The organism is Cellvibrio sp. pealriver (assembly GCF_001183545.1).
Taxonomy (GTDB): Bacteria; Pseudomonadota; Gammaproteobacteria; order Pseudomonadales; family Cellvibrionaceae; genus Cellvibrio.
Genome location: NZ_KQ236688.1, coordinates 2,652,707 through 2,678,799, shown reverse-complemented (window position 1 = coordinate 2,678,799; position 26,093 = coordinate 2,652,707). Strand labels below are relative to the sequence as shown.

17 protein-coding genes are annotated in these 26,093 nt (G+C 48.3%); 12 read left to right on the top strand and 5 right to left on the bottom strand.

What is annotated here, in order from left to right:
* Position 1 precedes the first annotated feature (1 nt).
* The 12 genes from mutL (at position 2) to VC28_RS11470 (ending at position 17,681) form a co-directional block, all read left to right on the top strand.
* Positions 2 to 1,906 (top strand): DNA mismatch repair endonuclease MutL, encoded by a 1,905-nt coding sequence (gene mutL / locus VC28_RS11525; protein ID WP_049630772.1) that lies wholly within the window; start codon positions 2 to 4, stop codon positions 1,904 to 1,906.
* Positions 1,906 to 2,913, top strand: a complete 1,008-nt coding sequence (miaA, locus tag VC28_RS11520; protein ID WP_049630771.1) for a tRNA (adenosine(37)-N6)-dimethylallyltransferase MiaA — start codon at positions 1,906 to 1,908, stop codon at positions 2,911 to 2,913. Before mutL ends, miaA begins: the two co-directional genes overlap by 1 nt.
* 132 nt (positions 2,914 to 3,045) lie before the next feature.
* Positions 3,046 to 3,312, top strand: a complete 267-nt coding sequence (gene hfq / locus VC28_RS11515) for an RNA chaperone Hfq (RefSeq protein WP_039912679.1) — start codon at positions 3,046 to 3,048, stop codon at positions 3,310 to 3,312.
* 36 nt (positions 3,313 to 3,348) lie between these two features.
* Positions 3,349 to 4,692 carry a ribosome rescue GTPase HflX gene (gene hflX, locus VC28_RS11510; protein WP_049630770.1) on the top strand — a complete coding sequence of 448 codons (1,344 nt, stop codon included), beginning with the start codon at positions 3,349 to 3,351 and terminating at the stop codon, positions 4,690 to 4,692.
* 50 nt (positions 4,693 to 4,742) lie between these two features.
* Complete coding sequence (gene hflK, locus VC28_RS11505) at positions 4,743 to 5,876, top strand: FtsH protease activity modulator HflK (RefSeq protein WP_049630769.1); 1,134 nt, start codon at positions 4,743 to 4,745, stop codon at positions 5,874 to 5,876.
* Positions 5,876 to 6,748 carry a protease modulator HflC gene (gene hflC / locus VC28_RS11500; RefSeq protein ID WP_049630768.1) on the top strand — a complete coding sequence of 291 codons (873 nt, stop codon included), beginning with the start codon at positions 5,876 to 5,878 and terminating at the stop codon, positions 6,746 to 6,748. Before hflK ends, hflC begins: the two co-directional genes overlap by 1 nt.
* 189 nt (positions 6,749 to 6,937) lie before the next feature.
* A complete protein-coding gene (locus VC28_RS11495) occupies positions 6,938 to 8,110 on the top strand; it encodes an ATP phosphoribosyltransferase regulatory subunit (protein WP_049630767.1) in 1,173 nt (390 codons plus the stop codon).
* Positions 8,111 to 8,154: 44 nt separating this feature from the next.
* The gene (locus VC28_RS11490) at positions 8,155 to 9,453 is read left to right on the top strand and encodes an adenylosuccinate synthase (protein ID WP_049630766.1); all 1,299 of its coding nucleotides are present in this window, start codon (positions 8,155 to 8,157) and stop codon (positions 9,451 to 9,453) included.
* Between the two features lie 344 nt (positions 9,454 to 9,797).
* A complete protein-coding gene (locus tag VC28_RS11485; protein ID WP_049630765.1) occupies positions 9,798 to 13,073 on the top strand; it encodes a TonB-dependent receptor in 3,276 nt (1,091 codons plus the stop codon).
* A 71-nt stretch (positions 13,074 to 13,144) separates the two neighbouring features.
* The gene (locus tag VC28_RS11480; protein WP_049630764.1) at positions 13,145 to 14,647 is read left to right on the top strand and encodes a tryptophan halogenase family protein; all 1,503 of its coding nucleotides are present in this window, start codon (positions 13,145 to 13,147) and stop codon (positions 14,645 to 14,647) included.
* Positions 14,648 to 14,657: 10 nt separating this feature from the next.
* Positions 14,658 to 16,148: a tryptophan halogenase family protein gene (locus VC28_RS11475; RefSeq protein WP_049630763.1), complete on the top strand. Its 1,491-nt coding sequence runs from the start codon at positions 14,658 to 14,660 to the stop codon at positions 16,146 to 16,148.
* 12 nt (positions 16,149 to 16,160) lie between these two features.
* Positions 16,161 to 17,681, top strand: coding sequence for a tryptophan halogenase family protein (locus VC28_RS11470; RefSeq protein ID WP_049630762.1), 1,521 nt, complete (start codon positions 16,161 to 16,163; stop codon positions 17,679 to 17,681).
* Positions 17,682 to 17,771: 90 nt separating this feature from the next.
* Here the strand turns inward: VC28_RS11470 and VC28_RS11465 are convergent, their stop codons facing one another.
* The 5 genes from VC28_RS11465 to VC28_RS11445 all read right to left on the bottom strand — a co-directional run bounded on the left by VC28_RS11465 (position 17,772) and on the right by VC28_RS11445 (position 25,842).
* Entirely contained in the window at positions 17,772 to 18,410 is a 639-nt protein-coding gene (locus VC28_RS11465; protein ID WP_049630761.1) for a hypothetical protein, read from the bottom strand.
* Positions 18,411 to 18,635: 225 nt separating this feature from the next.
* Positions 18,636 to 20,498: a TonB-dependent receptor plug domain-containing protein gene (locus VC28_RS11460; protein ID WP_049630760.1), complete on the bottom strand. Its 1,863-nt coding sequence runs from the start codon at positions 20,496 to 20,498 to the stop codon at positions 18,636 to 18,638.
* Between the two features lie 180 nt (positions 20,499 to 20,678).
* Positions 20,679 to 23,933 (bottom strand): DUF7133 domain-containing protein, encoded by a 3,255-nt coding sequence (locus VC28_RS11455; RefSeq protein ID WP_049630759.1) that lies wholly within the window; start codon positions 23,931 to 23,933, stop codon positions 20,679 to 20,681.
* A gap of 109 nt (positions 23,934 to 24,042) precedes the next feature.
* On the bottom strand, positions 24,043 to 24,852 hold the full coding sequence (locus tag VC28_RS11450) for a 3-keto-disaccharide hydrolase (protein ID WP_082191513.1): 810 nt from the start codon (positions 24,850 to 24,852) through the stop codon (positions 24,043 to 24,045).
* Positions 24,853 to 25,086: 234 nt separating this feature from the next.
* A complete protein-coding gene (locus VC28_RS11445; RefSeq protein WP_082191512.1) occupies positions 25,087 to 25,842 on the bottom strand; it encodes a murein L,D-transpeptidase catalytic domain family protein in 756 nt (251 codons plus the stop codon).
* Positions 25,843 to 26,093 lie beyond the last annotated feature (251 nt).

Sequence of the window (26,093 nt, the reverse complement as noted above, 5' to 3'; positions counted from 1 at the left end):
CATGTCAAAAATTAAATTACTCAGCCCGCGCCTTGCCAACCAGATTGCTGCTGGTGAAGTGGTAGAACGCCCCTCTTCGGTGATTAAAGAGTTGCTGGAGAATTCGCTCGATGCTGGCGCAACGCGTTTGGAAATTGATGTGGAGGAGGGCGGAATTAAATTGATGCGTGTGCGTGACAACGGCAGTGGTATCGACAAAGAAGATTTGCCGCTCGCACTCAGTCGCCATGCAACCAGCAAAATTTATGAACTGGATGATCTTGAAGCCGTTGCCACTTTGGGGTTTCGCGGTGAAGCACTGGCGAGTATCAGTTCTGTCGCGCGTCTTGCGTTGATCAGCAGCACTAACGATGACAGTGCAGGTTGGCAAGTGGTTGCAGAAGGGCGCGATATGGAAACGCAAGTGTCACCGGCACCGCATCCGCGCGGTACAACCGTTGAAGTGCGCGATCTATTTTTTAACACACCGGCGCGGCGAAAATTTTTGCGTACGGATAAAACCGAATACACCCATCTTGAAGATGTTGTAAAACGTTTGGCGTTGTCGCGCTTTGATGTCGCGTTTAATTTGCGCCACAACGGCCGCGCGATTTATTCCTGGCGCGCGGGCGATTCGCAGTTGGAGCAAGAGCGCCGTGTTGCACAGGTATGTGGGCCTGCATTTATGGAAAATGCGGTGCATATCGATATTGAACGCGGTCCGTTGCGTTTGTGGGGGTGGGTTGCGCAACCGACTTTTTCGCGCAGCCAGGCAGACCTGCAGCACTTTTATGTGAATGGCCGCGCTATCCGCGACAAGCTCGTCAGCCACGCGGTGCGTCAGGCGTACCAAGATGTTTTATATCACGGCCGTCATCCGGCATTTGTGTTGTATCTGGAGCTTGATCCATCGACTGTCGATGTGAATGTGCATCCCACCAAACATGAAGTGCGCTTTCGCGATAACCGCAGCGTGCACGATTTTATTTATTCCAGTTTGCATCACGCGCTCGCCAAAGTGCGCCCGGAAGACACGCTCGCACGGCGTGATATGGCGGGGGACGATGCAGGCGTAAATCCGTTTGCATTGACATCAATGCGCCCTGTACAAGGCATCGCAGCGGGTGAATTCAAAGGGCAAGAAACAATCGGCTTTCGCGCATCGCCAAGCGCCAGCTATTCATCGCAAGGCTACTCATCACAAGGCTACTCATCACAAGATTATCAACCTGCCGCGATTAATGTGGATGCTGTGCGCGAGCAGATGGCGAGTTATGGTGAATTGCATCGCCCTGTAAATTCCACTGCGACCTACGCTTTGCCTGAATCCTCCAGTGAGGATATTCCGCCTCTTGGTTATGCAATTGCGCAGCTCAAAGGTATTTATATTCTCGCCGAAAATGCGCAGGGTTTGATTGTGGTGGATATGCACGCAGCGCATGAACGCATTACGTATGAGCGAATGAAAGAATCCTTTGCTTGCGGGGGTATCCAAACGCAACCGCTGTTAGTCCCTGAGAGTATTGCGGTCAGTGAAAAAGAAGCGGATTGTGCAGAGAATTTTTCTGACATTTTTAAAACACTCGGTTTTGAATTGCAGCGTGCAGGGCCAGAGACATTATTGATCCGACAGCTACCGGTGATTTTGCATCGCGCAAAAGTAGAACAGTTGGTGCGCGATGTATTGTCCGATTTGATTGAGCATGGCACCAGCGAGCGCATCCAGCATCACATCAATGAAATTCTTGGCACTATGGCATGTCATGGTTCAGTGCGTGCTAATCGCAAATTAACGATTCCAGAAATGAATGCGCTCTTGCGCGATATGGAAGCAACTGAGCGCAGCGGCCAGTGCAATCACGGTCGCCCGACCTGGTTGTTACAGTCGCTTGATGACCTTGATAAATTATTCATGCGCGGCCAGTAATGAATGTTGAAACGGCTACAAAAAAGTTGCCCGTTATTTTTTTAATGGGTCCAACGGCTTCCGGAAAAACGGATCTGGCTATCGCATTGCGCGGGCATTTGCCGGTGGAATTGATCAGTGTTGATTCGACGCTTGTTTATCGCGGCATGGATATAGGCACAGCCAAGCCCACCGAGGAAGAATTGGCCGCAGCACCACACCGGCTGATTGATATTCGCGATCCATCTGAACCCTATTCCGTGGCTGATTTTCTTGCAGATGTAGAGCGGGAAATTACCGACATTCATCGCGCAGGCAGAATCCCGCTGTTAGTTGGCGGGACCATGCTCTATTTTCGCGCATTACTTGATGGCTTGGCCGATATGCCAGAAGCTGATGCTGAAGTGCGTGCGCAAATCGAGCGCGAGGCGGCAGAATTTGGCTGGCCCTACATTCATGCGCAACTTGCAGCAGTAGATCCGCAAACAGCAGCAGAGATCCATCCCAATCATTCACAGCGGTTAAGTCGTGCGCTTGAGGTATATCGCGTAAGCGGCAAAACTATGTCGCAGTTACGCGAGCGACAACACTCACAGGCTGGGGTAGGTGCTTTTTCCGAACGCTACAATCTCTGTCAATTAGCGATTGCACCACGTGATCGTTCAGTACTGCACAAACGTATTGAACTTCGGTTTGAAAAAATGCTCAAAAGCGGTCTGCTCGATGAAGTGCGAAAACTTTATGATCGAAGTGACTTGCATAAAGATTTGCCCGCGATTCGTGCTGTGGGGTATCGCCAGGTATGGGATCACTTTGATGGTGTGTGGGATTACGATGAAATGATTGAGCGCGGTGTGATCGCCACGCGCCAATTAGCCAAGCGTCAATTCACTTGGTTGCGCGGCTGGTCGACAACACCAAATAGTGATCTACACTGGATATACACTGAGACTGAGCAGGGAATTTCACTCACAAAGGAAGAAATTGTGCGTTGCGCCTTGAATTTTATAGGTTCCGCAGCCATATAATGTCCACGTGAGAACCCTAGTCAGATTTTCATGCTTTCTTCCACCCCCTCCTTACTGGATGTATAAGGTGTTTTGGGTGGGTAACTAATGCAGTCTTAAACTGCAAATTTTATTGTCCCGAGGAGAATAAACATGTCAAAAGGGCATAGTTTACAAGACCCTTACCTGAACGTTCTGCGTAAAGAACGTGTACCTGTATCCATTTATTTGGTAAATGGTATCAAGTTGCAAGGTCAGGTTGAGTCATTTGATCAGTTTGTCGTGCTGTTGAAAAATACAGTAAGCCAAATGGTTTACAAGCACGCCATCTCCACTGTAGTTCCATCACGTGCAGTACGCGTACCTCTGCTGAACGAAGCAGGTGGTATCGAAGGCGAAGAAGACGAGCAAGCCGAGTAATCTATCAAGCTATTGATATAGCCTCGAGGTCGCTAATTGTTTTTTGATCGCCCCGAATCGGGTGAACTGGCGGTGCTGGTTCACCTGAATTTATCTCACGGCCAAGAAGCCGAAGATCCCCGCGAATTTGAAGAACTGGTTTTGTCGGCAGGTGGTGATCCTGTGGCATTCCTGACCGGTTCTCGCGTCACCCCTACCGCTAAATTCCTTATCAGCACGGGCAAGCTACAAGAATTAGCTGATCTGGTTGCTGAACATAAAGCTGAGCTGGTGATTTTTAACCACACTCTCACGCCGAGCCAAGAGCGTAATCTTGAGAAAGTTCTCCAGTGCCGTGTGCTTGATCGGACAGGATTGATATTGGATATTTTTGCCCAGCGCGCACGCACCTTTGAAGGTAAATTGCAGGTGGAGTTGGCGCAGCTGCGCCACACTGCGACACGATTGATTCGTGGTTGGACACATCTTGAGCGCCAAAAAGGCGGGATCGGGTTACGCGGCCCAGGTGAAACCCAACTGGAAACAGACCGCCGTCTATTGCGTAACCGTATCACCATGATCGAACAGCGTTTGGAAAAAGTGCGTTCGCAGCGAGAGCAAGGCCGTCGCTCTCGCCAGCGAGCAGCGATACCGACGGTATCTTTGGTTGGTTACACCAATGCTGGAAAATCGACGTTGTTTAATCGCATTACGGGCTCTGATGTGTATGCGGTTGATAAGTTATTCGCAACTCTTGATCCTACTATGCGCCGTATTGAGTTATCTGACATTGGTGCGGTTGTGATGGCTGATACTGTGGGCTTTATCAGTCATCTACCTCATAAATTAGTCGAAGCTTTCCGTGCGACTTTGGAAGAGGCCAGTAACTCAACTTTACTTTTACATGTGATAGATTCCGCTGCCGATGAGCGTATGCGCAATACCGAGCAGGTAGAGTTGGTGTTGGAAGAGATTGGTGCGGCAGATTTACCGCAATTGCGTGTGTATAACAAACTGGATCTGCTAGCGGATACCGAGCCGCATATTGATCGGGATGACGCGGGCAAGCCTGTTGCTGTCTGGCTTTCTGCCCAAACAGGCGCAGGTTGTGATTTACTGACAGCGGCTATCTCTGAGTTGTTGGGTAAAGAGGTCGTGCAAGGTCGGTTGGTTTTGACTCCCACCCAAGGGCGATTGCGCGCTATGCTCTACACCCAGCAAGCAGTACTGGATGAAGGGTATCGGGATGATGGCTCCACTTTGCTTCATATCCGTATACCCAAAAGTGATTTATTAAGAATTCTCAGTGCAGTTGCAATTGCTTTTGATGATTTGCAGTGGGTTGACCAGACCCCGGTGTTGGATCAGAAGCCAATTAATGGGAATTCCGGGGAGTTGTAAATTGAATCATCGTCCCCATGACAGCTTTACTTTCTACGTGGAGAAAAACTATGGCCTGGAATGAACCGGGAAAAGACAAAGACCCCTGGGGGGGGCGTGGTGGCAGGAATAACGATGGTCCACCAGACCTTGATGAGGCGTTCAGAAAATTGCAAGAAAAACTGAACGGTATGTTTGGTGGCAGCTCCGGTGGAGGTGGCAAAAGCTCCAGTGGTGGTTTTGGATCTTTGTTCGCGATTATTGCGGTTGTCGCTTTGGTTTTGTATCTGGGCGCTGGCGTATATCAGGTAGATGCCAAAGAGCGTGCAGTGGTTCTGAAGTTTGGTGCCTTCTCGGAGATAAAAACCGAGGGTCTGAATTGGAATGCGCCGTTTATCACCGAGGTGTACATAGTCAACGTAACCGGCGAGCGCCAGTATCCTTCTCGCGGCCTGATGCTGACCGAAGATGAAAGTATTGTTGAGTTGCCAATTACTGTGCAATTCAACGTGTCTGATGTGCGCGCTTATGTATTAAACGTAAAAGATCCTGAAATCAGTTTACGTCATGCGACAGATTCTGCTGTGCGTCACGTAATTGGTTCAAGTGAATTGAATCAGGTGTTGTCTGAGGGGCGTCAAGCAATTGCAGCGGAAGTTAAACAGCGCCTGCAGGCTTACATGGACTCTTATGGTGCGGGTATCCAGGTTATTAATGTCAATATTCAAGATGCTCGTCCGCCGGAAGAAGTGCGTTCTGCTTTTGATGATGTGATCAGGGCAAAAGAGGATGAGGCGCGGTTGAAAAACCAGGCGCAAGCTTACGCGAATGGCATCATCCCTGAGGCGCGCGGTCGCGCTCAACGTATGATCGAAGAGGCAGAGGCCTACAAAGCAGAAGTGATTGCTCGTGCAGAGGGTGAGTCTGACCGCTTTGAAAGTCTGCTAACCGAGTACAAGCGTGCTCCCGAAGTGACGCGTCAACGACTTTATTTGGAAACTGTAGAAAGTGTGATGAAAAATTCATCGAAAGTGATGGTTGATGTAGAGGGTGGCAATAATATGTTGTATCTGCCCCTTGATCGTATGGGCAGCCGTTCGTCGGCAGTAGAGCCACAAACCCAAGTACCGGCAGAGAGCTACAACAGCAGGGCCACCCAGACGGTTGAGCCAACCAAGCCACTTGTTCGTCGGGAGATGCGCTAATGTCAACTAAAGGTTTTGCTTCATTAATTGCGCTGATAATTGTGTTGCTTTTGGCATTTAACTCAATTTTCGTGGTTACTGAATATCAGCGCGCAATCAAGTTGGAGTTCGGTCGTTTGGTAGAGGCAGATATCAAGCCCGGTTTGCATGTTAAAAAACCTTGGGCCAAGGTAGCCAAATTTGATGCCCGTATACTGACGGCTGATATGACACCCGAAAGTTTTTTTACTGTCGAAAATAAGCGCTTGGTAGTTGACTCTTACATTAAATGGCAAGTGAAAGATGTTGAGACCTACTATAAGGCAACCAACGGCGATGAGGCGACAGCTGAAAACCGTTTGGCCCAGCGTGTAGCGGATGGTTTGCGCAACCAGTTTGGTCGCCGTACTTTGCATGATGTTGTATCGGGTAAACGTGATGAGCTGATGAGTGAAATCACTGCCAGCATCAATGTTGATGCAGTGAAATTGCTGGGGATTGAAGTAAAAGATATTCGTGTAAAGCGTATCGATTTCCCTCCAGAGGCAAGTCAATCTGTATTTGCCCGTATGGCTGCAGATCGTGAAAAAGAAGCGCGTGAATACCGTTCACAGGGTAAAGAACAGGCTGAGGTAATCAGTGCTGATGCGGATAAACAAGTTGCTGTACTGGAAGCTAATGCTTACCGCGATGCAGAGCGTATCCGCGGTGATGGCGATGCGCGTGCGGCAGCGATTTTTGCCGAGGCCTACAATAAAGACCCTGAGTTTTATAGTTTTGTGCGTAGCCTCAATGCTTACCGCCAAAGCTTCAGTGGCAAAGAAGATCTGATGGTGGTTGACCCCAACAGTGATTTCTTCCGCTATCTGAAGGATCCGCAGGGTAAAAACTAGATATCAAGGCTTGATCCCATCGCCCGCATTGCGGGCGATGTTCTTTGTAGGGCATCTGTTTGCATTTGGCCTACAAATCTTTTAGTAAACAGTGTTAAAATGCCGCAACCGAGCCAGGAGCTCGGTTTTTTTATGCGCGCTTGCTGGATAACCTGCATTTAACCCTGCATCTTGAACCTAGAGTCGCTTATGACCTACGCTGATCGCTGGCTGTTGCCGGACGGAGTGGAAGAAATCCTTCCGGTCGAGGCCAAAGCCATAGATAGTTTGCGCCGCCGCTTGCTGGATTTGTACAGCACTTGGGGCTATGACATGGTGATCCCACCATTACTTGAATACACAGACTCCCTGCTGATTGGCTTGGGGCGTGATGTCGATTTATTGACCTTCAAAGTGACTGACCAGCTGAGTGGTCGCACTTTAGGTATCCGTGCGGATATCACCCCGCAAACAGCACGTATGGATGCCCACAGTTTTGATCGCAATGGTGCCAACCGTCTTTGTTATGCTGGACATGTTGTTCACACAAGACCAAAAAATCCATTGGCGACACGAACTCCTATTCAGGCCGGTCTTGAATTCTATGGTGAATCGGGTATCGCAGCTGATATTGAAGTGGTTTCGTTATTGCTGGAATCCCTGCAGGTTGCGGGCTTGCCTCGATTGCATATCGATTTAGGGCATGTGGGGATTTATCGCGCTATTGCTGTGGATGCCGGTCTGACTAAAGACCAAGAAGATACTTTTTTTGAATTGTTGCAACGCAAGGCGACCACGGAGATTCGCGGTTGGGTCGCGTCAAACATTTCGGATGCAACCAAAGCGCAGCTGTTTTTGGCGCTGCCTGGTTTGGCAGGCAACCGCAGTGTATTGAACAAAGCTCGTGATCTATTCAAGAGCGTCAAGGCTGCACAGGTTGCAGTAGACCAGCTTGATGAGGTTGCAAAAGTTATTGAGCAGCGTTATCCATCAGCAGAGCTCTACTTCGATCTGGGCGAGTTGCGCGGCTATCATTACCTGACCGGTTTGGTATTTGCCGCTTTTGCTCCCGGTTATGGTAATCCCATCGCCAGTGGTGGCCGCTACGATCACATCGGCGAAGTATTTGGGCGTGCGCGTCCTGCGACCGGATTTGCAGTCGATATCACAGCCATTAGCAAGTTGGGCTTACTGTCCAAGTCGTCTGTATCGGCTATTGCTGTGGTTGATACGGGCGATGTATTGCAATGGCAGGCGGTTCAAAAACTGAGGCAAGACGGGCAGCGAGTTATTGCCGTTGGCCGCAACGAAGATATTGCCGCTTTGGGGTGTGATCGCCAGCTGTTGTTAAAAGATGGCCAGTATCAAGTCATCGCGCTTTAATCAAACCGTTTTCTTTTTATCTAGCACAGAGAGTTAAACCAGTCATGGGCAAGAACGTCGTGGTATTGGGCACCCAATGGGGTGACGAAGGCAAGGGCAAGATCGTAGATTTGCTGACAGATCAGGTCTCCCTGGTGACCCGCTTCCAAGGTGGTCACAATGCAGGCCATACCTTGGTGATCGACGGTAAAAAAACCGTACTTCATCTGATTCCATCGGGCATTTTACGTGAGGGTGTGACCTGCCTTATTGGTAATGGTGTGGTGTTATCACCCGAAGCATTGCTCAAGGAAATCGCAGGTCTTGAAGCAAACGGTGTAGCGGTGCGTCAGAATCTTCGCCTGTCACCAGCTTGCCCCCTTATTCTTCCCTACCATGTTGCGCTTGATCAGGCGCGTGAGTTGGCGCGTGGCGATGCCAAAATTGGCACCACCGGTCGCGGCATCGGCCCAGCCTATGAAGACAAGGTTGCTCGCCGCGGTTTGCGCCTTGGTGATTTGGCTGATTTGAAAAGCTTCGCTGTTAAGCTGAAAGATATTCTGGCTTACCACAACTTTGTGTTGACCCAGTATTTCAAGGTGGAAGCTGTTGATTTCGACAAGGTGATGGCTGACTGCATCGTATGGGCAGAGCAGTTGTTACCAATGATGGTGGATGTAACCGAGCAGCTGCATACCGCACGTGAGAACGGCGAGAGCATTCTGTTTGAGGGTGCTCAAGGTTCCCTGTTAGATATCGATCATGGTACCTATCCGTTTGTGACTTCATCCAATACGACAGCTGGTGGTACAGCCACTGGTTCCGGTTTTGGTCCACTTTACCTTGATTATGTATTGGGTATTACCAAGGCTTATACCACTCGTGTAGGTTCGGGGCCTTTCCCGACCGAATTGGAATGTGAGATTGGTGAATATCTTGGCAAGAAAGGCCATGAGTTTGGTGCGACAACTGGCCGCAAGCGCCGCTGTGGCTGGTTTGACGCGGTTGCTGTACGCCACGCTAACCGTATCAACAGTGTGACGGGTATTTGTTTGACCAAGCTTGATGTTCTTGATGGCTTGGAGACGGTCAAAATCTGTATCGGATACCAGGATGCTGCAGGCAAGCCTATTGTGGGTATGCCGTATGATGCGGATGGTTGGGCGGGCATCAAGCCTGTATATGAGGAAATGCCTGGCTGGAGCGAATCTACTGTTGGTGTGCAATCATTGGATGCATTGCCCGCCAATGCTCGCGCGTATATCCGTCGTTTGGAAGAGCTGATCAAGGCACCGATTGATATCATCTCTACCGGTCCTGATCGTGTTGAAACGATCGTTTTGCGTCATCCGTTTTCTGCTTAAATAGTCGTTCATTTCTACTCCTCTAAAGCCCGCTTCTGACAGCGGGCTTTTTTATTTACAAAACCTTCGCTCATCTTTGAAGTCGCAATTCGCTTTTGATTGATAGCGCTGTCAAATATTGCTGTTTTTTATCAAAACACAAGCAAATTGGATGTTATTTATCTTATTGTCAAATTGACTTAACCGGTTACATTCGCATAATATTAGGTGATCCTAGGTATGAGTGCATAAAAGTATCGGGATAGGGTGGTATTTAACTCCCTGATTTACGAGTTTTAAGTTTGGTTGCCCGCAACAGGCAAATAAAAAGTTACCTAATCATAAATTTAACAAAGGGGTTGGCTATGGTTTTTAATAAAAATCACAAGACCGCACAGCAATCGATACAGTTTAAAAAATCCATGTTGGCAATGTGCATAATGGCGTTGAGCGCGCCCTCTTTTGCACAAAATGACAGCGCTGTACCAGAGAGGGAAGAAGTTGAGGAGATGGTCGTTACCGGTATGCGTCAAGCGCTGAGTACCGCCCAGGACATCAAGCAAAATGCAGATACTGTTGTTGACTCAATTACTGCAAAAGATCTGGGTTCTTTCCCGGATAAATCAGTAGGTGAGGCATTGCAACGCGTTGCGGGTATATCTGTCAGCCGCTTTGCTGCGCCATCTGATACATCGCACTTCTCGGCGGAGCCAGCCGGTGTGGTGGTTCGTGGCTTACAGCAAGTTCGTTCCGAATTTAACGGGCGCGATTCTTTCAGCGCCAATGCTTCACGTGGATTGAGTTGGGGTGATGTATCGCCCGAACTGATGTCTGGTGTTGATACCTACAAAAACCAGACTGCAGAGCTTATTGAAGGTGGTATCGCCGGTACCATTAACCTGCGTACCCGTCTTCCTTTTGATCAGGAAGGCGACTTGAAAGCCGTGACGCTCAATTACAACTACGGCGATCTGTCTAAAGAATACACACCAGAGGTTTCAGCGCTTTACAGTACCCGCTGGGATACCGCTGCCGGTGAGTTCGGGGTTTTGGGCAACATAGCGATGTCCCAAATCGAAACGGCTTCACAGGGTGTCCAGTTGTTCCGTATCAACCGTTTCCGCGATACCTTCGGTGCCGATGCGCCATCGCTGACCTACATTCCTGATGGTGTTTATTTCCGTGATATCACCTATGACCGCGATCGCCAAGGCGTTGCGCTGGCGGCACAGTGGAAAGACCACGATGGTAAATACGAAGTTGCCCTCCAATACAATCGCTCCGAATACGAAAACAGCATGGAAGAGTATGTTGTTGCGACCGATATGGGTAATGCCTCGTTTGGTCAGAGCGTATTCTGGGAAGTTGAGGCTGGCAGTGACAAGATCCCTCTTCCGGCTGATGGTTCAGACCCCTTCACGTTTGATGACAGAGGTATGTTCCAGACCGGTGTGTTGACCGCCCAGCATGGTTGGTGGGGTGGCAGTAATGAAGAGTCCAAGCAGTTCGCGACTATGGCTAGCGGCTTGCCTTTAACCAATGTGTGCTTTGCCTGGAACGGTTGTACCGATGGCCCTGAGCCGGTTAACAGAGGTATGGGTATCCTGAGTACCACCCGCGCATCTGCCAGCAAAAACATGACCCAGGATTTTGGTGTCAATGTGAAGTGGGAGCCAACCGATACGTTGCACGCGGTGTTTGATGTGCACTACGTAGATTCGACTGTTGATGGTTACGACATCAGTACCGACAACAAGAGCTTTGCCACTGCCGCTGTTGATTTAAGAGGCGTGCCTTCTTTGACACTCTCAGCTCCGCCAAACCAAAACCTGAGTTCAGCGCTGTGGTCTGATCCTAACAACTACTACCTCGCCAATATCATGGATCACTATGAAGCGAGTGAGGGTGACGAGTTTGCCTTCAAGACCGCATTCAAGTTAGACATTGATTCCGGCTGGGTTGATTCGTTGAAATTTGGTTACCGTTTTGCTGATCGTGAACAACAAATCAGAAATGCGGGCTACAACTGGAACGGTGTTTCCAACACCTGGACCAGTGGTGCCAGTGCCAGCTGGTTTAACTTGGATAGCGGCCCTAATGCAACAACGGGTTTCAAAGGCTATCCGGATGTATTCAGAACCAAAACATTTGACGCAGGTGTGGGCACTCTTGCTACATCAACCGGCAATATGGAGTTTGTGTTTGCGGATGCAAAACTGCTGCAAGACCGTAAGGGTTGGGCATCTTTGATGTCGAAAGATGCACTGGGAATTCCGGATGGTTTTAATGGCTGGAACCCGATTTGTTCCGGCAAAGGTGATCGCAGTGATGAAGTTGACGGTACCTGTTTTGAGCCAGCCGATATGGTGGACATTTCTGAAGTATCGAATGCCTTCTATGTGCAGTTGCATTTTGGTGGCGATAATTTAAATCTCTTCGGCAAGCCTATTACCGGTAACGTGGGTGTTCGTTATGTCGAGACCGAAGTGGAAAGCTCGGGCGGTATCAAGCTTCCGCAATTTACCGATGCCGATTTGAAAGATGAGCCAGTTGTCTCCGAGAACCCGGCGGAAACTCCACCAGTACCTTATACCTTGGGGCACTATTTGTCGGCTGCAGATATAGCCTACGCAAATGGTGCGAACATCCTCTCAAGTACCACTGTTACACATCACAACGCATTGCCAAGCTTGAACATCAAGTATGAGCTCAACGATGAAATGTTAATGCGTTTGGCGATATCGCGTGCAATGGCGCGTCCGGATATCGGTAACATGCGCAATTACATTTCTGTCAGTAAAACAGCGCCTTCAATTTCATCTGCAACTGATCCATTGTGGATTAAAGATGCGAGTGGAAATATCACCGGTGCCGAGATCGTTTATACCGCAGATGCGCAAAACCCGTATTTGAAACCGATCATTGCTGATCAGATTGATTTGACCTTTGAATATTATTTTGCGGCGGTGGGATCATTTACTGCTACAGCCTTTGCAAAAGAGTTTAAAGATTACATTCAATTCTCGCGTTACAACCGTGAAATTACCAATGGTGGTATAACCAATACGGTTGAAGTGCGTGGGCCGGTGAATGGTGAAGGTGCAAAAATCAGCGGTCTTGAATTTGCGTTCCAACGCTTCTTCGATTTTATGCCTGAGCCATTTGATGGATTTGGTGTGCAAGCAAACTACACCTATCTGAAAAACGATGGTATTACCAATACCGGTATCAAAAACGATACCTCTAACCCTGATGCGGTATCCGGACAAGCACCTGATAGCGTTAAGGTAGATCGTTTGGAAGGTCTGTCGGATCACACAGCCAACTTCGTGTTGATGTATGAGAAGAATGATTGGGCTGCCCGTGTTGCGTATAACTGGCGTTCCGAGTATATGATCACCGCGATCGATTGCTGTGTTGCTGTGCCTATTTGGACAGAAGCGACAGGTACAATGGATGGATCGGTGAAATATACTTTCAATGATAATGTTGAGGTGTCATTCCAGATCAGTAACATCCTGAATGAGCAAACTGTACTTACCCAGCAAGTTCAAGATTACGACAAAGGTGGTTTGAGATTGCCGAATGCGTGGCATGAAAACGATCGTCGTTACACGCTTGGTCTGCGTTTGAAGTACTAAGTTGTTTATATTGTTGTTGAAAAAAAACGCTGCTACGCTGTAGTGGCGTTTTTTATTTCTGGATTATAAAAATGTTAAAAAAACTGGAAATTGTTATCGTAGGTGGCGGTACAGCAGGTTGGATGTGTGCAGCCGCACTGGCATCGCTGGCCGGAGAAAAAATTTGCAATATCACGCTCGTTGAATCTGATGAGATTGGTAGTGTGGGCGTGGGTGAAGCAACCTTGCCACACATGAAATTTTTCAATGATCGTATCGGTATCGATGAAGCCGATATGATGAAACAGACTCAAGCAACGATTAAGCTCGGAATACAATTTGTCGATTGGGGGGCGTTGGGCAATTCCTATGTCCACCCTTTTGGTAGTCATGGTGCGCGCATTGACGGCGTGGAATTTCATCAGCAATGGGCGAGAGCCCAGCATCTGGATGCAACAAAGCCAATCGATGCCTATTCTTTTGCTATCCAAAGTGCGTTGCAGAATAAATTTCAATTTCCTGGCCAAGACCAGCAGAATATTAATTCTACGTTTTCCTATGCCTATCATTTTGATGCAGGGCTGTATGCGAATTATTTACGGCGCTTTGCAGAGCAAAAAAATGCCAAACGTATTGAAGGCAAGATAACCCAGATCACTAATCATCCTGATAGTGGCAACATAACATCTATCGTGTTGGCGTCAGGTGAAAAAATCAGTGGTGATTATTTTATTGATTGCTCCGGTTTCAGATCGCTGTTGTTGGGTAAAAATCTTCAGGCTCAGTTTGAGGATTGGTCCAAGTGGTTGGTGTGCGATAGAGCCTTTGCTGTTCCAAGTAAGTTGACCGATGAGCTCCCGCCCTATACACAATCAAAAGCCAAAGCGGCGGGTTGGCAGTGGCGCATTCCCTTACAGCATCGCACCGGCAATGGTTATGTATTTTGTAGCCATTACATCAGTGATGATGAGGCGGCAAGTTCCCTGCTGCAGGATATTAATGGCGATGCGTTGTCTGAACCGCGGTTATTAACATTTACCTCGGGGCGATATCAAAAATCCTGGACTAAAAATTGTATCGCTGTGGGTTTGGCCAGTGGGTTTCTGGAGCCTTTGGAATCAACCAGTATTTATTTAATTAAGGCCGCTATATTAAATTTTATAAAACTACTTCCCGGTGCACATCCGCAGCAGGCGATATTGGATGAATACAATCGCTTGATGGATATTGAATATGAGCGGATCCGCGATTTTCTGATATTGCATTATCACCTCAACCAGCGGGACGATTCAGAGTTGTGGCGCTATTGCCGCGCAATGGAAGTGCCTGACAGCCTCAAAGAAAAAATACAGTTGTTTAAACACAGGGGTTATGTGGATTCTTACACCTATGGTTTGTTTTCTGTACCCAGTTGGGTGTCGGTTTTGGCTGGCCAGGATCTTAAACAAGAGGGGATAGATCCCTTTGCATCAAAAATAAGTGTAGAAATGGCGAGCCAAAAGCTGCAGGGTATTTATCAGAATATCACCACAGCACTTGCGGATACGCCATCGCACAAAGACTTTATTGCACGCTACTGTCCTGCCAAGTCCTGAGGTATCACGCATGAGTAATGCTATTCAAAAAGTCGCAATTGTAGGGCGCGATGCAGATGCCTGGATTACGGCGTTGTATTTGCAGCAGGCACTGGCGGGTGTTCAACCTGCGGTTGATGTTGTGTTGATTGAATTGCCTGCAGAATTAACCCGGCAGGATGTTTTTTCGGTCATCCCAGCCTATAAAATTTTGCATAAAGTATTGGGCGCGAACGAGCGAAAACTATTAAAGGAATCCAAAGGGCATTATTGTTTTGCGCAGCGCTTCTCCAATTGGTGTGGTGGTGCTGCGCCCTATATGCATGCCTATGACCGTTTTGGTTTTGATTTTAACAGTGTTGATTTTTATCAGTACTGGCTCAAAGCAAAAGCGAATGGGTTGCAAGTCCCCCTTGAAGATTTTTGCCTGGGCGCAGCGGCTGCCAAGCAGCAAAAATATGTTGAGCCTGAGCGCGCAGCAAAAATCTTTTCGCGTGCCTCCTGTGGCTACCATTTAAGCGCTGTGGAATACGTGCAGGCTATTGCAAAAGGTGTGATGGCCAATGGTTTGAAACGCATACCTGCGCAGATTGCCCTTGTGAATACCGAGGGTGAAAAAATAACATCTGTTGTGCTGGCAGACGGGCAAACAATAACAGCCGATCTGTTTATTGATGCTTCAGGAACAGAAGCCGTTTTAATGAAAGCGGTAGAAAAAAATAATATTGAGCGATGGTCCGATTGGCTGCCTGCCGATCACATCATGGTTGCATCGGCACCGGTATTAAATTCGCTGCCCTCATTCAGCCAGATATCAGCGTTTAAACATGGCTGGTTTGGAATCTATCCACTGTTGGATAGAACAGCAATTAACTTTGCCTATTCATCCAAAGAAGTGACCCCGGCTGCGCTTGCGGATCTTGCCAGCGTGTATACCGGCATGCCAATTATCGATGTAACGGATGTGCCTTTTTCCGCCGGTGCGCGCAAAAAATCATGGGTTGGCAATTGTATAGCCTTAGGCGCTACTGCGGTGAGTTTGGAGCCGCTAGATGCCGTGCAGCTTCATCCTTTGCATATTGGTTTATCTTTGCTGCATGAATTGTTTCCGAACAATAGTAGTGCCATGCCGGAAGCGAATGTGTATAACCAGAAGTTTTTTTCGTTTATGGAAAATGTCCGCGATTTCCAAATTGCGCATTACCATTTAAATAAACGCTATGACGAACCGCTGTGGGATTATGTTCGTCATATGGCGATTCCGGATTCCTTAAAACACAAAATTGATTTATTTGCGGCTCGCGGTGTGGTTTCCCTGAATGAAAACGAAACGTTTCTACAGGAAAACTGGACTTCATTATTTGTCGGGCAAAAACTGGAAACCACAACCTACGATCCATTGGTAGATGTATTGCCGGAACAAGAGCTGATTGAATATTTCCAAACATTACTCTCGAATATCAAAAATGAAATACAACATATGCCCAGTATGCAGGCTTATGTTGAAATGAATTTAATGTGAGTATGAAAAATTATGAATAAAAATAAAATCAGAAATATTGTGATTGTGGGAGGTGGAACCTCGGGGTGGATGGTCGCTTCTGTTTTTGCCAAAGTGTTGGGGTGCAATAATTACACGATAACGCTGGTCGAGTCAGAGCAGATTGGTACAGTCGGAGTAGGTGAGGCGACTATTCCAATGATCAATTTGTTTAACGGCATTCTCGGCCTGAATGAAGATGAGTTTGTACGTGAAACCAATGCGACTTTTAAATTAGGCATCGAATTTGTCAATTGGGGAAAAATAGGCAAAACCTATTTTCATCCGTTTGGTTCATTGGGTGTGGACATGGAGGGCATTAGCTTTAATCATTTTTGGATGCGCTGGAAAAACAGTGGCGGCGGTTTGGATTACTCCAAGTTCAGTATCGAAACCGAAGCGGCACGCGCCAATAAATTTATCCGCACCAATTCAGAAACTGGCCCCGCGTACATGCCAAAAATTAATTACGCGTTCCAGTTTGATGCGAGCCTTTACGCAAATTATTTGCGCCGCTATTCCGAGTTGCGTGGAGTTAAACGCATAGAAGGCAAAATTACCCAAGTAAAACAGCATTCCGATTCCGGATACATAGAGTCGGTCATACTGGAAAACGGAACGGGTATTGAAGGGGATTTTTTTATTGATTGCTCCGGTTTTAGAGGCTTGCTGATTGAGCAAACCTTGAAGGCCGGTTATGAAGATTGGAGCCAATGGTTGCCGGTCAATAAGGCTGTGGCTGTTCCCTGTGAAAGCGCCGGGCCTTTGTTGCCTTTTACCCGCGCGACTGCGCAGGAATTTGGTTGGCAGTGGCGGATTCCGTTGCAGCACCGTACCGGTAATGGTTATGTATTTTGCGATAAATTTTTAAATGTCGATGAAGCGACTGAAACACTGTTGTCGCGTTTGGATGGCAAAGCTACCGCATCGCCACGTGTGTTGAGTTTTGTCACCGGTGTGCGTAAAAAATGCTGGATTAAAAATTGTGTTGCGGTTGGTCTTGCCAGCGGATTTTTAGAACCCTTGGAATCCACTAGCATCCATTTGGTTCAGGTTGTGATTGCAAAGTTGCTGACCATGTTCCCCAAGGACAATATCAGCGATTTTGTTGTCGATCGATTTAACCGCGAAATGTTGCACGAATATACTGACATCAAAGATTTTTTAATCGCGCATTACAAAGTGTCTGAACGGGAAGATACCGAATTCTGGCGTTATGTGAAGCATATGGATATACCGGCAACGTTGCAGGAAAAACTGGATACCTTCCGCACCCGTGGCGATGTGATGGTGAAATTGGATGAGTTATTCAAGGAGCAAAGTTGGTTCAGTGTATTGGTGGGGCAGGGGTTATATCCGGAGTCATATCACCCGATTGCGGATGTGGTGTCGGATGATGATTTGCGCGTCCGCCTTACCCAGATCCGCACCGGCATCCAGAATCGCTTGAATATGATGCCGACACACGAGCATTTTATTAGCGAGAATTGCAGGGCTGAAAAAAGCGTCTATTGAAACTGAGAGTTTATTTTCTATAAAAGTAATTGCACAGAAAAAATAAACCCGGCATAGGCCGGGTTTATTTTTTCAAGCACTTAACGTTGATTAAGATTTCATGCGACGCGCAGCAAACAAGCCTGCCAAGCCCATCAGCATCAGCAGAAATGCTGATGATTCGGGTACTGTTTTGACGTTGAGGCCGATAATCAAATCATCGTGGTTATCGTCATCGTTGTAGCCACCGGTATCATCAAAGAACAGGATGGCATCGTACTTAATACCTTTGAAGGTTGTGTCCAACGCAATCGCGAAAGATACCCAGTGGTCGCCGTCGTTATTGCTGCCATTTGACACGCTAGGTGGCAGTACTGCGCCGCCAGTGGTGAAGGTGAACGGAATAAGCGCACCTGCAGCGAAGTATTGGCTGTACGAGAACGAACCGCCTCCACCAGTGGTGATGAGGTTAGTCAGCGCGCCCGAGGTGAACTTATTGTTCCAGCCAGCCTCTTTGCCCAGGAATACGAAGTCAAGATCCAGCACTGCGTCCTGATTTGCTTTTAGGTTTCCGCCAATGTTGTACATTTGGCCGGATGGCAAGGCTGCCATTGATTTGCCGAATTTGAAGTCGTTACTGTTTGCGACGACTTGATCAGCATAAGGGCTGTCGATGTAAAGCAGTCCCGCTTGTGCTGCAAACGAGCTCAAGGAAATGAGCGCTGCAGCGGCGATTTTGATGAGTTTCATTGCAATCTTCCTTTGTCCATTAACTACATGAGTGAGTAAAAATGATCTATGCAGTTATGGATAAGAGCATTATGTGTGCCAGTTCACAAATTTGCTTGTGAAACAATAGGTTGTATTTTGCTCAAAAAGATGATTAAGAGGACAGTTGTAAAACAACTCGACTGTATATGACGTTACAGCAGGGGTTTTGCTCCCTGTCGGGGCACAGGGAGCATGAGGCATAAGTTAAAACGTAATGGTGACGCCGAGTTTGGCGCTTTGGCCAGCCGAAGGAAAACCTATGTCGGTGTAGTAGTTTTCATCGGTCAGATTATCCAGGCTCACATTAAAGCGGACATTGGTATTCATCTGCCAATTCGCGCTGGCATCCAAGCGGTCGTAAGCTCCTAACACTTGCTCAACGGTGCTCCCCGTATAAAGGCTCGCCGCAAAACGTTCATCGACGCGCAAATAATTCAGGTTAAATTGCCAATCATCATTGAGCGCATAATGTGCTGATGCACCGTAGGTGGTTTGCGGACGGCCGAGCAAATGGTTGTCCGACGACATCATATCGATATCGGTGTAGCTGGCATGGGCGCGCAATTTCAAATGGCTTTGCACTTGCCAGGTAAATTCCGATTCCACACCACTGGTTTCCACGCGCGAGCGATTCACGTTTTGGAATGCCTCCGCATCAAAGTCGATGAGGTTGCGGTAGTGGTGATCGAAATAACTGATGCGCGATGAAAATTCGCTGCCCGAAAATTCAATTCCGACATCGCCTGATTTGACAGTCTCCGGCACCAGATCTTCGTTGCCCGTCATCGGGTGGCCCAATGCAAAAAAGCTCGGCAATTTGAAGCCTTCGCCCCAGTTGGCGAACAGCGAAATCTGATCATTTAACTGATAGCGTGTACCGATTTGTGCAGTGTCTTCTGCCGAGTAATTACTCGGGTCGTCATGGCGCACGCTTGCTTGTATCAACCATTCTTTTGTCACGTAAGCATTTGCATTGATAAAGGCGCTGTTGATTTCACGCGTGAGGCTGAAATCCAACGGGAATACATCACGCGATACGGCGTAACCCAGATTGGTGCCTTGTTCGCGTTTGTGTTCTACGCCGACGTTAAACCACAGCGTATTTTTATCGCCCAGTGTGTTGATCCAGCTTGCATTGGTGCGATCAAAATCAATCACCGAACCATTGGGTGGCAATTCAAAATACGGTGCGATACCGGGCGAATCGATAGTTTCTTCGCGCTGATACCAACTGGTTTGCACGCGCGATTGCCACACATCATTCACTTGCATGGTCCAACCCAAGCCCGCGTTTTGGTCGGTGTATTCACTGCGGTCGAGGTTGCGGTCTACCGCAAATTCCGGGCCGCCACTTTGTTCGGGGAAGCTGGTGCGCTCGCCATCAAAATAACGGTAATTAAAATTCACGGTGTGATTGTCTTGCTGCCAGTTTAAGCGGCTGGTGAATTCAGTATTTTTTGCGGTGCTACCGGGAACGGGTTCACCGGCATCCTTGGATTGCACCGCGAAGGCGTAACCCAGATTATTGAATTTACCCGAGGTGCTCATGCCGACACTGCCGTAGTCGTCACTGCCTACTGTGCCATTAAACTGGGTGGTGGATTTGCTCGGTGCCTGGGTGATGATGTGGATAACACCGGCTAATGCATCTGAACCGTACACAGCCGATTGTGCGCCGCGAATAATTTCAATTCGTTCAATCGATTCGATATTAATGCTATTCAAATCAAATGCACCGCCGCGGGTATTGGTTGGGTCATTTAATTGCACACCATCCAATAACACCAGTGTGTGGTTTGCTTCTGCGCCGCGCAGGGCAATGGACGTTACGCCGCCCGGGCCGCCTTGCTCTTCAACCCACAGGCTGGGAATTTGGCGCAGGGCATCAATCACGTTGTTGCTGCTTAATTGCAACAATTCTTGTTTGTTGATGACCGAGACCGATGAAGACAATTGCTCATTGGTAACAGGGTTATAACTACCGGTGACGATGAGTTCTTCCGTCGCAGAAAAACCAGGCGCGGCAGCGATAGCGAGGAATAGTGGAGTAAAGCGAAAAATTTTCATTGAAGACCTTGAGCGTGATTTACAAAATTTACTGATGTGCAAGAGAAGCGGACTCCGTCATTCACTCCGGGACGCGCCGTAAATACATCCCTGTAGGCTCGAGCACAGCATCTATGCTGCGCACGGTCCCGGAGTAAATGCCGGATTCCACTTTTATCTCACTTGGAAAGATTTCTAATCTCACTTTTTGGGAAATTGATACAGCGTGTAATACGCATCCATTTTTTCCGGCGCATTCTTTTCAAACAGCGTCTGGGTTTTTACCTGTGCGTGATAAACCCGCGCTGTTTGTTGTGGATGAACCTGTTTTTGTACCAGTGATGACAAATCGATATTTATTGTTTTGCGATCAGTGCTAATGGATACGGCTTTGATTGCTTCTTGCGTTACATCCATCTCTTCAGAGCCGTAATCCGGCGCGTCGCGGTAAACCCAGGACTCCAGCGCTATCAGCGATAGTAATTCATCTGCCGTGGGTTTGGCGCTAATTGCCTGAGTGAATTCGATTGCAAAGCCTGTTGGTGTTGCAAGCATTTGTGTTATCGCAGGTGCGATGGTTTTTCCATCCCACACAATGCGCTGCAAACTGGCCACATGACCGCCTTTGGCTTGCCAGCCGCGACCGGTCTGACCGAGTAGCAAACTGTTGTCCGGTAAAAACAGCGGGCGCATCACGCCGGATTCCAAGCCATCGATAAACGGCATGACACTGCCTTGCTCAACACCATCGACATTTTGAATCGCGATGCGCAGCAAATTCGATTGGGTTTGGTCGCCCATTAACATTTGCCCCGCGAATGCACCGAATTTTCCTTTGGTGGTATCCCACGCCGGGTTACCCGGTGAATTGGCAACGCGGTTATGCGGCAACAAAACGATCGCGTTAGTGCGTTTGTCTTGTACTTTTTCCCATGCAATTTCCGCGGAATCGGGTGTCATGCCGGGTAAATCAACCAGTGCCGATGGGTGGCCAAAAAACATATCTTTTTGGATATCAAACAATTTTGACGTGCCCATGTATTCGCCCTGGTTATCGGAATACCAGAGGCGACCATCGGGCGCTGTGCCCAAGCCTGCAGGGCTGCGCAAACCATTTGCCCAAAGCTCAAATTTGCCATTGGGTTCAACGCGGATATTCCAACCGGATAAACCACCTTGAGTGCCCATGTATTTGCCACCGGCTTTGTAAGTGGAGCCATCACCGCCATCAGCGAGGTTGATGCTGATGTAATAAGCTCCATCACTGCCGCGTGTCGGGCCGTGCATATACGAGTGGTAATTGCCGTGATAGGAGTGCGCATCAAATAATGTTTCGTAACTGTCGGCAATACCATCGCCGTTAGTGTCACGGATGCGTGTGAGTTCGGCTTTTTGTCCGGCAATCACGGTGAGGCCTTTTTTGTCTTCGGCTAACACGCCGAGGCTGTCAAATGTCCCTTCGGCAAATAACTGCCACTGGCCTTTCACGATGCGCCAAATACCTGCAGTGCGCGTGGCCACAACAACGGTTTTGTCATCGGTTAACGTCAGCCCCAGTGCTTCAAATAATTGCTCACGGCCAAAATTATCTTTTGGTGGGTAATAACTTTCAACGCGATAACCCGCTGGCAAATCGGCTTTGGATTCGGTGATACGGATGGGTTGTTTGCGATAATCAAATTCAGATTTTTTCGCATGCCACACATTGGCCGCCACTTGCATTTTTGCGGTGAGCGTTACGTTTTTGCTGCCGGCTGGCAATGTCCATTGTCCGTCTTTGATTTCACCTTTGCTCACGGCCGCATTTTGTAAAAGCTGCGTGTTCAATGAAAATTGTTGCGCTGTTTTTAGATCGCCATTGACCTTGATGGTGACATCGCCATTAGCCGCAATGGCAGTTTGGATATTGAGCGTGTTTTTGCCAACGCGATAGTTAAAGGTTGGCAATTCATTTTTTTGTTTGGAATTGCGCGTGTAACCCAAAAATTGCGCATCCATTGCAGCCACGCGCGGCAGGTGATCTTCTTTGCTATTGAGCGATGCCTTAATGGTTTCTACATCGCCAAATTTGGCTTCTTTAAACGAGAAGTCGATGATCTTGCCTTGTGCATTCAGTGGCGCAAATAAAAATTCCTGATTGCCGAAATTAATTTCGCGGCTCTCAAAGCCCATCTTCAAACCTTTACCGCCGCGGTTGGTAAATTCGCCGGTCATATCCAAAAAGCCGCCTTGCCAAATTTTGGTAATGGCGAGCAGGCGTGGATCAAATGAATAGTTAACACCCCAAGGCGATCCCACGTGAATGGCTCGGCCGGATACACCTGTCGCCACATTTCCTGCGAGGGGCCCGCGTTGGATGCGCACTTCATCATCCACCAAAAGTTGCAAACGGTCGGCAATCGGGTCGTATTCTTCTGCGCCGGTTTGCGCGAGTAATTTAATGGTTGGACCCTGATCGCGCAGGTCATTTAATGTTGCGAGGTAATCGCCAATCGCATCAATTTGCACATCGCTCAATACCTGTTGCGAAAACGCCGGCATGATCGGCAAGAAGGGCTCGCCTTTCTTCGCTCCACTTTCTGCAACAGCCAATTGGTCGGTAGCGGCGCGGATGCTGCGGTGCAAGTATTGACGATCAGCTTTAATGGTAAAGCGATGACCTTCGCCGCCTTCAACAATTTCGCGGTCACGCGGTTCGCGTTTAAACAAGCCGAACAAATTTGGCCCGGTGCTCACGCCTGCATCGTTTTTAATGGTGGAGTGACAAGCATTACAACCGACTGACTCAAACGTCTCTTTGCCCAGCGCAACAAAATCGACCAACTCTTTTTGGTTAGTCATCTCGCCAGAATTTTTGGGCATGGTGAGCAATGAAAAATCCGCCGGTGCAATGGTGAAATTGCGCAGTGCAAGCTGGCCTTTGTTCACTAAAAAACTGGTGATGCCCGCAGGGTTTTCCCAGCCGACATTGGCGTTCTCGCTCATACCGGTGCGAATGTCATTCACCGTTACCGTTTCACCGTTGATGCGGACTTCTACAATCAAGGCCGAATCCACTTTTGCGCTCGCCTCGTTATAGCGCGGTGCGCGAAAGGTCACGTAGAGCTTTTGCCATTCGTTGTTAACGTTTTTGAGATCTATGGCATAGCGGCCTTGCACATACAATTTTGCATCGCTGCCTTCGGGAACCAGAAATTCAGTTTCAAGTACTGAATCGCCAATATGCTCGATGGTGTTCAGATGTTCGCTGCTGCCGTTAGCCTTAAGCACCAGAATATCGCCATCTGTTGCCGGTGTGATTTGCAATTTATTGCCAACAGCGCTGACTTTACTGGCGCTGATCCAGTCGCTGTTTACCTTGAAATATTCGGCCGGGTTTTGCGCGTTATTCGCGGCAAACAGTGGTGCACTGAAAACGATGAAAGAAGAGAGTAATGTTTTTTTCAGAAAAGACATAATCCGTACCTGCGATCTAATTAAAAAAGCGCCGCAGTGAATCACTGCGGCGCAAACAGACGACGGTCAAAGCGTTTAGCTATAACAGTCAGCGGATAGAGCGGAAAAATTAGAGTTTGCGCACCCAAATGTTGCGGAAGGCCATGGCATTACCATGATCCTGTAAGCGCAGAGGTGCACAGCCGTGGGCTTTGTATACCGGTTTACCAATCCACTCGGTAGTGCCCTGTATTTCAACGTGGTTTTGCACCAGCACACCGTTGTGCAACACGGTGACATAACCCGGCTTGCTGAGTTTTTGTGCGCTATCGAATTTAGGCGCAGTAAAGATAATGTCGTAGGTTTGCCATTCGCCCGGTGCACGCGAGGCATTTACCAGGGGGATAGTTTGCTTGTAAACCGAACCGGCTTGCCCGTTGGGGTAGGTTTTGTTGTTGTAGGAATCCAACACCTGGATTTCATAACGTTCCTGGAAAAACACACCGCTGTTATTGCGCGCCTGGCCTTCTAACAACTTGCCCTTGTCGTCGGTGATCAAGGTCGGGGTTTTCCATTCAATATGCAATTGCACATCGCAGAATGATTCTTTGGTTTTGATATCGCCGGTCGATGGCACTACGGTCAACACACCATCGGCCACTTTCCACTTGGCTTCGCCACCTTCGGCACCTTGCCATTGCGCCAGATTTTTTCCATCGAATAAGGCAATTGCATCAGAGGGAATGCCGTTGGCCGGTGAGCTGATGACCGGAGGAACCGGTTCCCAAACTTCAGTTTCCTCGGCTAATTGCCACGGCTCTTTGGCTTTTTCCTGGGCGGCTTTTTCAGCGGCAAAGGTAAAAGTAGAGCACACGAGTGCTGCACTGAAACAGGCAACGGAAGCCGGTGTCAGGCCGCGCTTCAATAGGTGATTGTTCATGGATGGTTCCTGATTGTGTTGTGGTCGTTTTTATGATGATTGCTTTTGGTTTTTTATAGAAAGTGAGTTTATTTATAGCGGCCAGATAAGGGATATGCGAAGTCTTTTACACAGCTTGATAAAATTATCTGATAAATATGGATTTCGTTAACGTTGCTTTACAGTGCGGTCAGAAGCGATGCTGCGGCGCACAAGCATCGCAGTATCAATCGGGTATTGCGCAGGCGTTGCGCATCAATTTTTTGCCCAGCGCTGGCTGGCGGGGCAATTCAGGAATTGCGATCTGCTCAGCCAGTTTTTGTCGGGATAATAAGAGAACAAAAACTGCTCACCTTTGATGGTGTCGATCACTTTGCGTGCGATACCTCTGCGCACTGCCGGGCAGCCGTGGCTGCGGCCAAGGTGCCCCAGTTTTTGGGCGAGTTTCAGATCGACGTAATCGGCACCGTGGAAAACAATCGCACGTTCCATCGCCCTGTCGTTGAAGCCGTCTTCCAGACCTTCCATACGCAGGGAATAGCCATTGGCACCGACATAAGTGTCTTTGGTGCGGAACAACCCCAGACTGGTCTGGTGGCTGCCGTAATCATTGGAAAAGTGACGGGCAACGTTTTTGCCGGTATTCATGCCGTGGGCGACCAGTTCCTGAAACAGTAATTTGCCGCTGACCAGATCAAACACCCAAAGGCGGGGCTTGGTGGACACCAATGAATAATCAATTACCGTCAGGTTGCGCGCGGGCGACATGCCTTGCGCAAGGGCGCAATCCAGTGCCGACAGTGCAAGGCTGATAACTTGTGGATTGGCCGCCGGTGCTGCACGCGTCAGTTTGTTTAATAACGCCTGTGTGTGCTCGTGATTAAACACCTGACTAAAAGGGTTTTCAGCGGGAGTTTGCGCTACGCTTGCTTGCGCAGATGACACAAAACTAACGAAGACGACGCTAAGAAGGGCGGAAAAAGACAAGGCCCTGAAACTGGTGTACAACATGGATATCCCCGAAATTCTGGGTAATTAAAGTTGTAGCGACCTTGCTATGGTTTTATGGCTATAAAAAGAAATCGCGCTTAAAAAACAGTACGCCGGGTTTTTTATAGTTGTCCTGCGGATAAAGTTGTCCTGCAGATACGGGATCTGCTGAAATGCTAGCATCCGTTTGGGAGTGCGGCAAATAACAAAAGTTCAGCAAATTCATCGTATTGTGTGAGTTTTATGGTTTTTACCGGGTAAATAGCGTGCAG

Coding starts and splice junctions, on each gene's coding strand:
- mutL (WP_049630772.1), top strand. CDS start 2: ATGTCAAAAATTAAATTACTCAGCCCGCGCCTTGCCAACCAGATTGCT.
- miaA (WP_049630771.1), top strand. CDS start 1,906: ATGAATGTTGAAACGGCTACAAAAAAGTTGCCCGTTATTTTTTTAATG.
- hfq (WP_039912679.1), top strand. CDS start 3,046: ATGTCAAAAGGGCATAGTTTACAAGACCCTTACCTGAACGTTCTGCGT.
- hflK (WP_049630769.1), top strand. CDS start 4,743: ATGGCCTGGAATGAACCGGGAAAAGACAAAGACCCCTGGGGGGGGCGT.
- hflC (WP_049630768.1), top strand. CDS start 5,876: ATGTCAACTAAAGGTTTTGCTTCATTAATTGCGCTGATAATTGTGTTG.
- VC28_RS11495 (WP_049630767.1), top strand. CDS start 6,938: ATGACCTACGCTGATCGCTGGCTGTTGCCGGACGGAGTGGAAGAAATC.
- VC28_RS11490 (WP_049630766.1), top strand. CDS start 8,155: ATGGGCAAGAACGTCGTGGTATTGGGCACCCAATGGGGTGACGAAGGC.
- VC28_RS11485 (WP_049630765.1), top strand. CDS start 9,798: ATGGTTTTTAATAAAAATCACAAGACCGCACAGCAATCGATACAGTTT.
- VC28_RS11480 (WP_049630764.1), top strand. CDS start 13,145: ATGTTAAAAAAACTGGAAATTGTTATCGTAGGTGGCGGTACAGCAGGT.
- VC28_RS11475 (WP_049630763.1), top strand. CDS start 14,658: ATGAGTAATGCTATTCAAAAAGTCGCAATTGTAGGGCGCGATGCAGAT.
- VC28_RS11470 (WP_049630762.1), top strand. CDS start 16,161: ATGAATAAAAATAAAATCAGAAATATTGTGATTGTGGGAGGTGGAACC.
- VC28_RS11465 (WP_049630761.1), bottom strand. CDS start 18,410: ATGAAACTCATCAAAATCGCCGCTGCAGCGCTCATTTCCTTGAGCTCG.
- VC28_RS11460 (WP_049630760.1), bottom strand. CDS start 20,498: ATGAAAATTTTTCGCTTTACTCCACTATTCCTCGCTATCGCTGCCGCG.
- VC28_RS11455 (WP_049630759.1), bottom strand. CDS start 23,933: ATGTCTTTTCTGAAAAAAACATTACTCTCTTCTTTCATCGTTTTCAGT.
- VC28_RS11450 (WP_082191513.1), bottom strand. CDS start 24,852: ATGAACAATCACCTATTGAAGCGCGGCCTGACACCGGCTTCCGTTGCC.
- VC28_RS11445 (WP_082191512.1), bottom strand. CDS start 25,842: ATGTTGTACACCAGTTTCAGGGCCTTGTCTTTTTCCGCCCTTCTTAGC.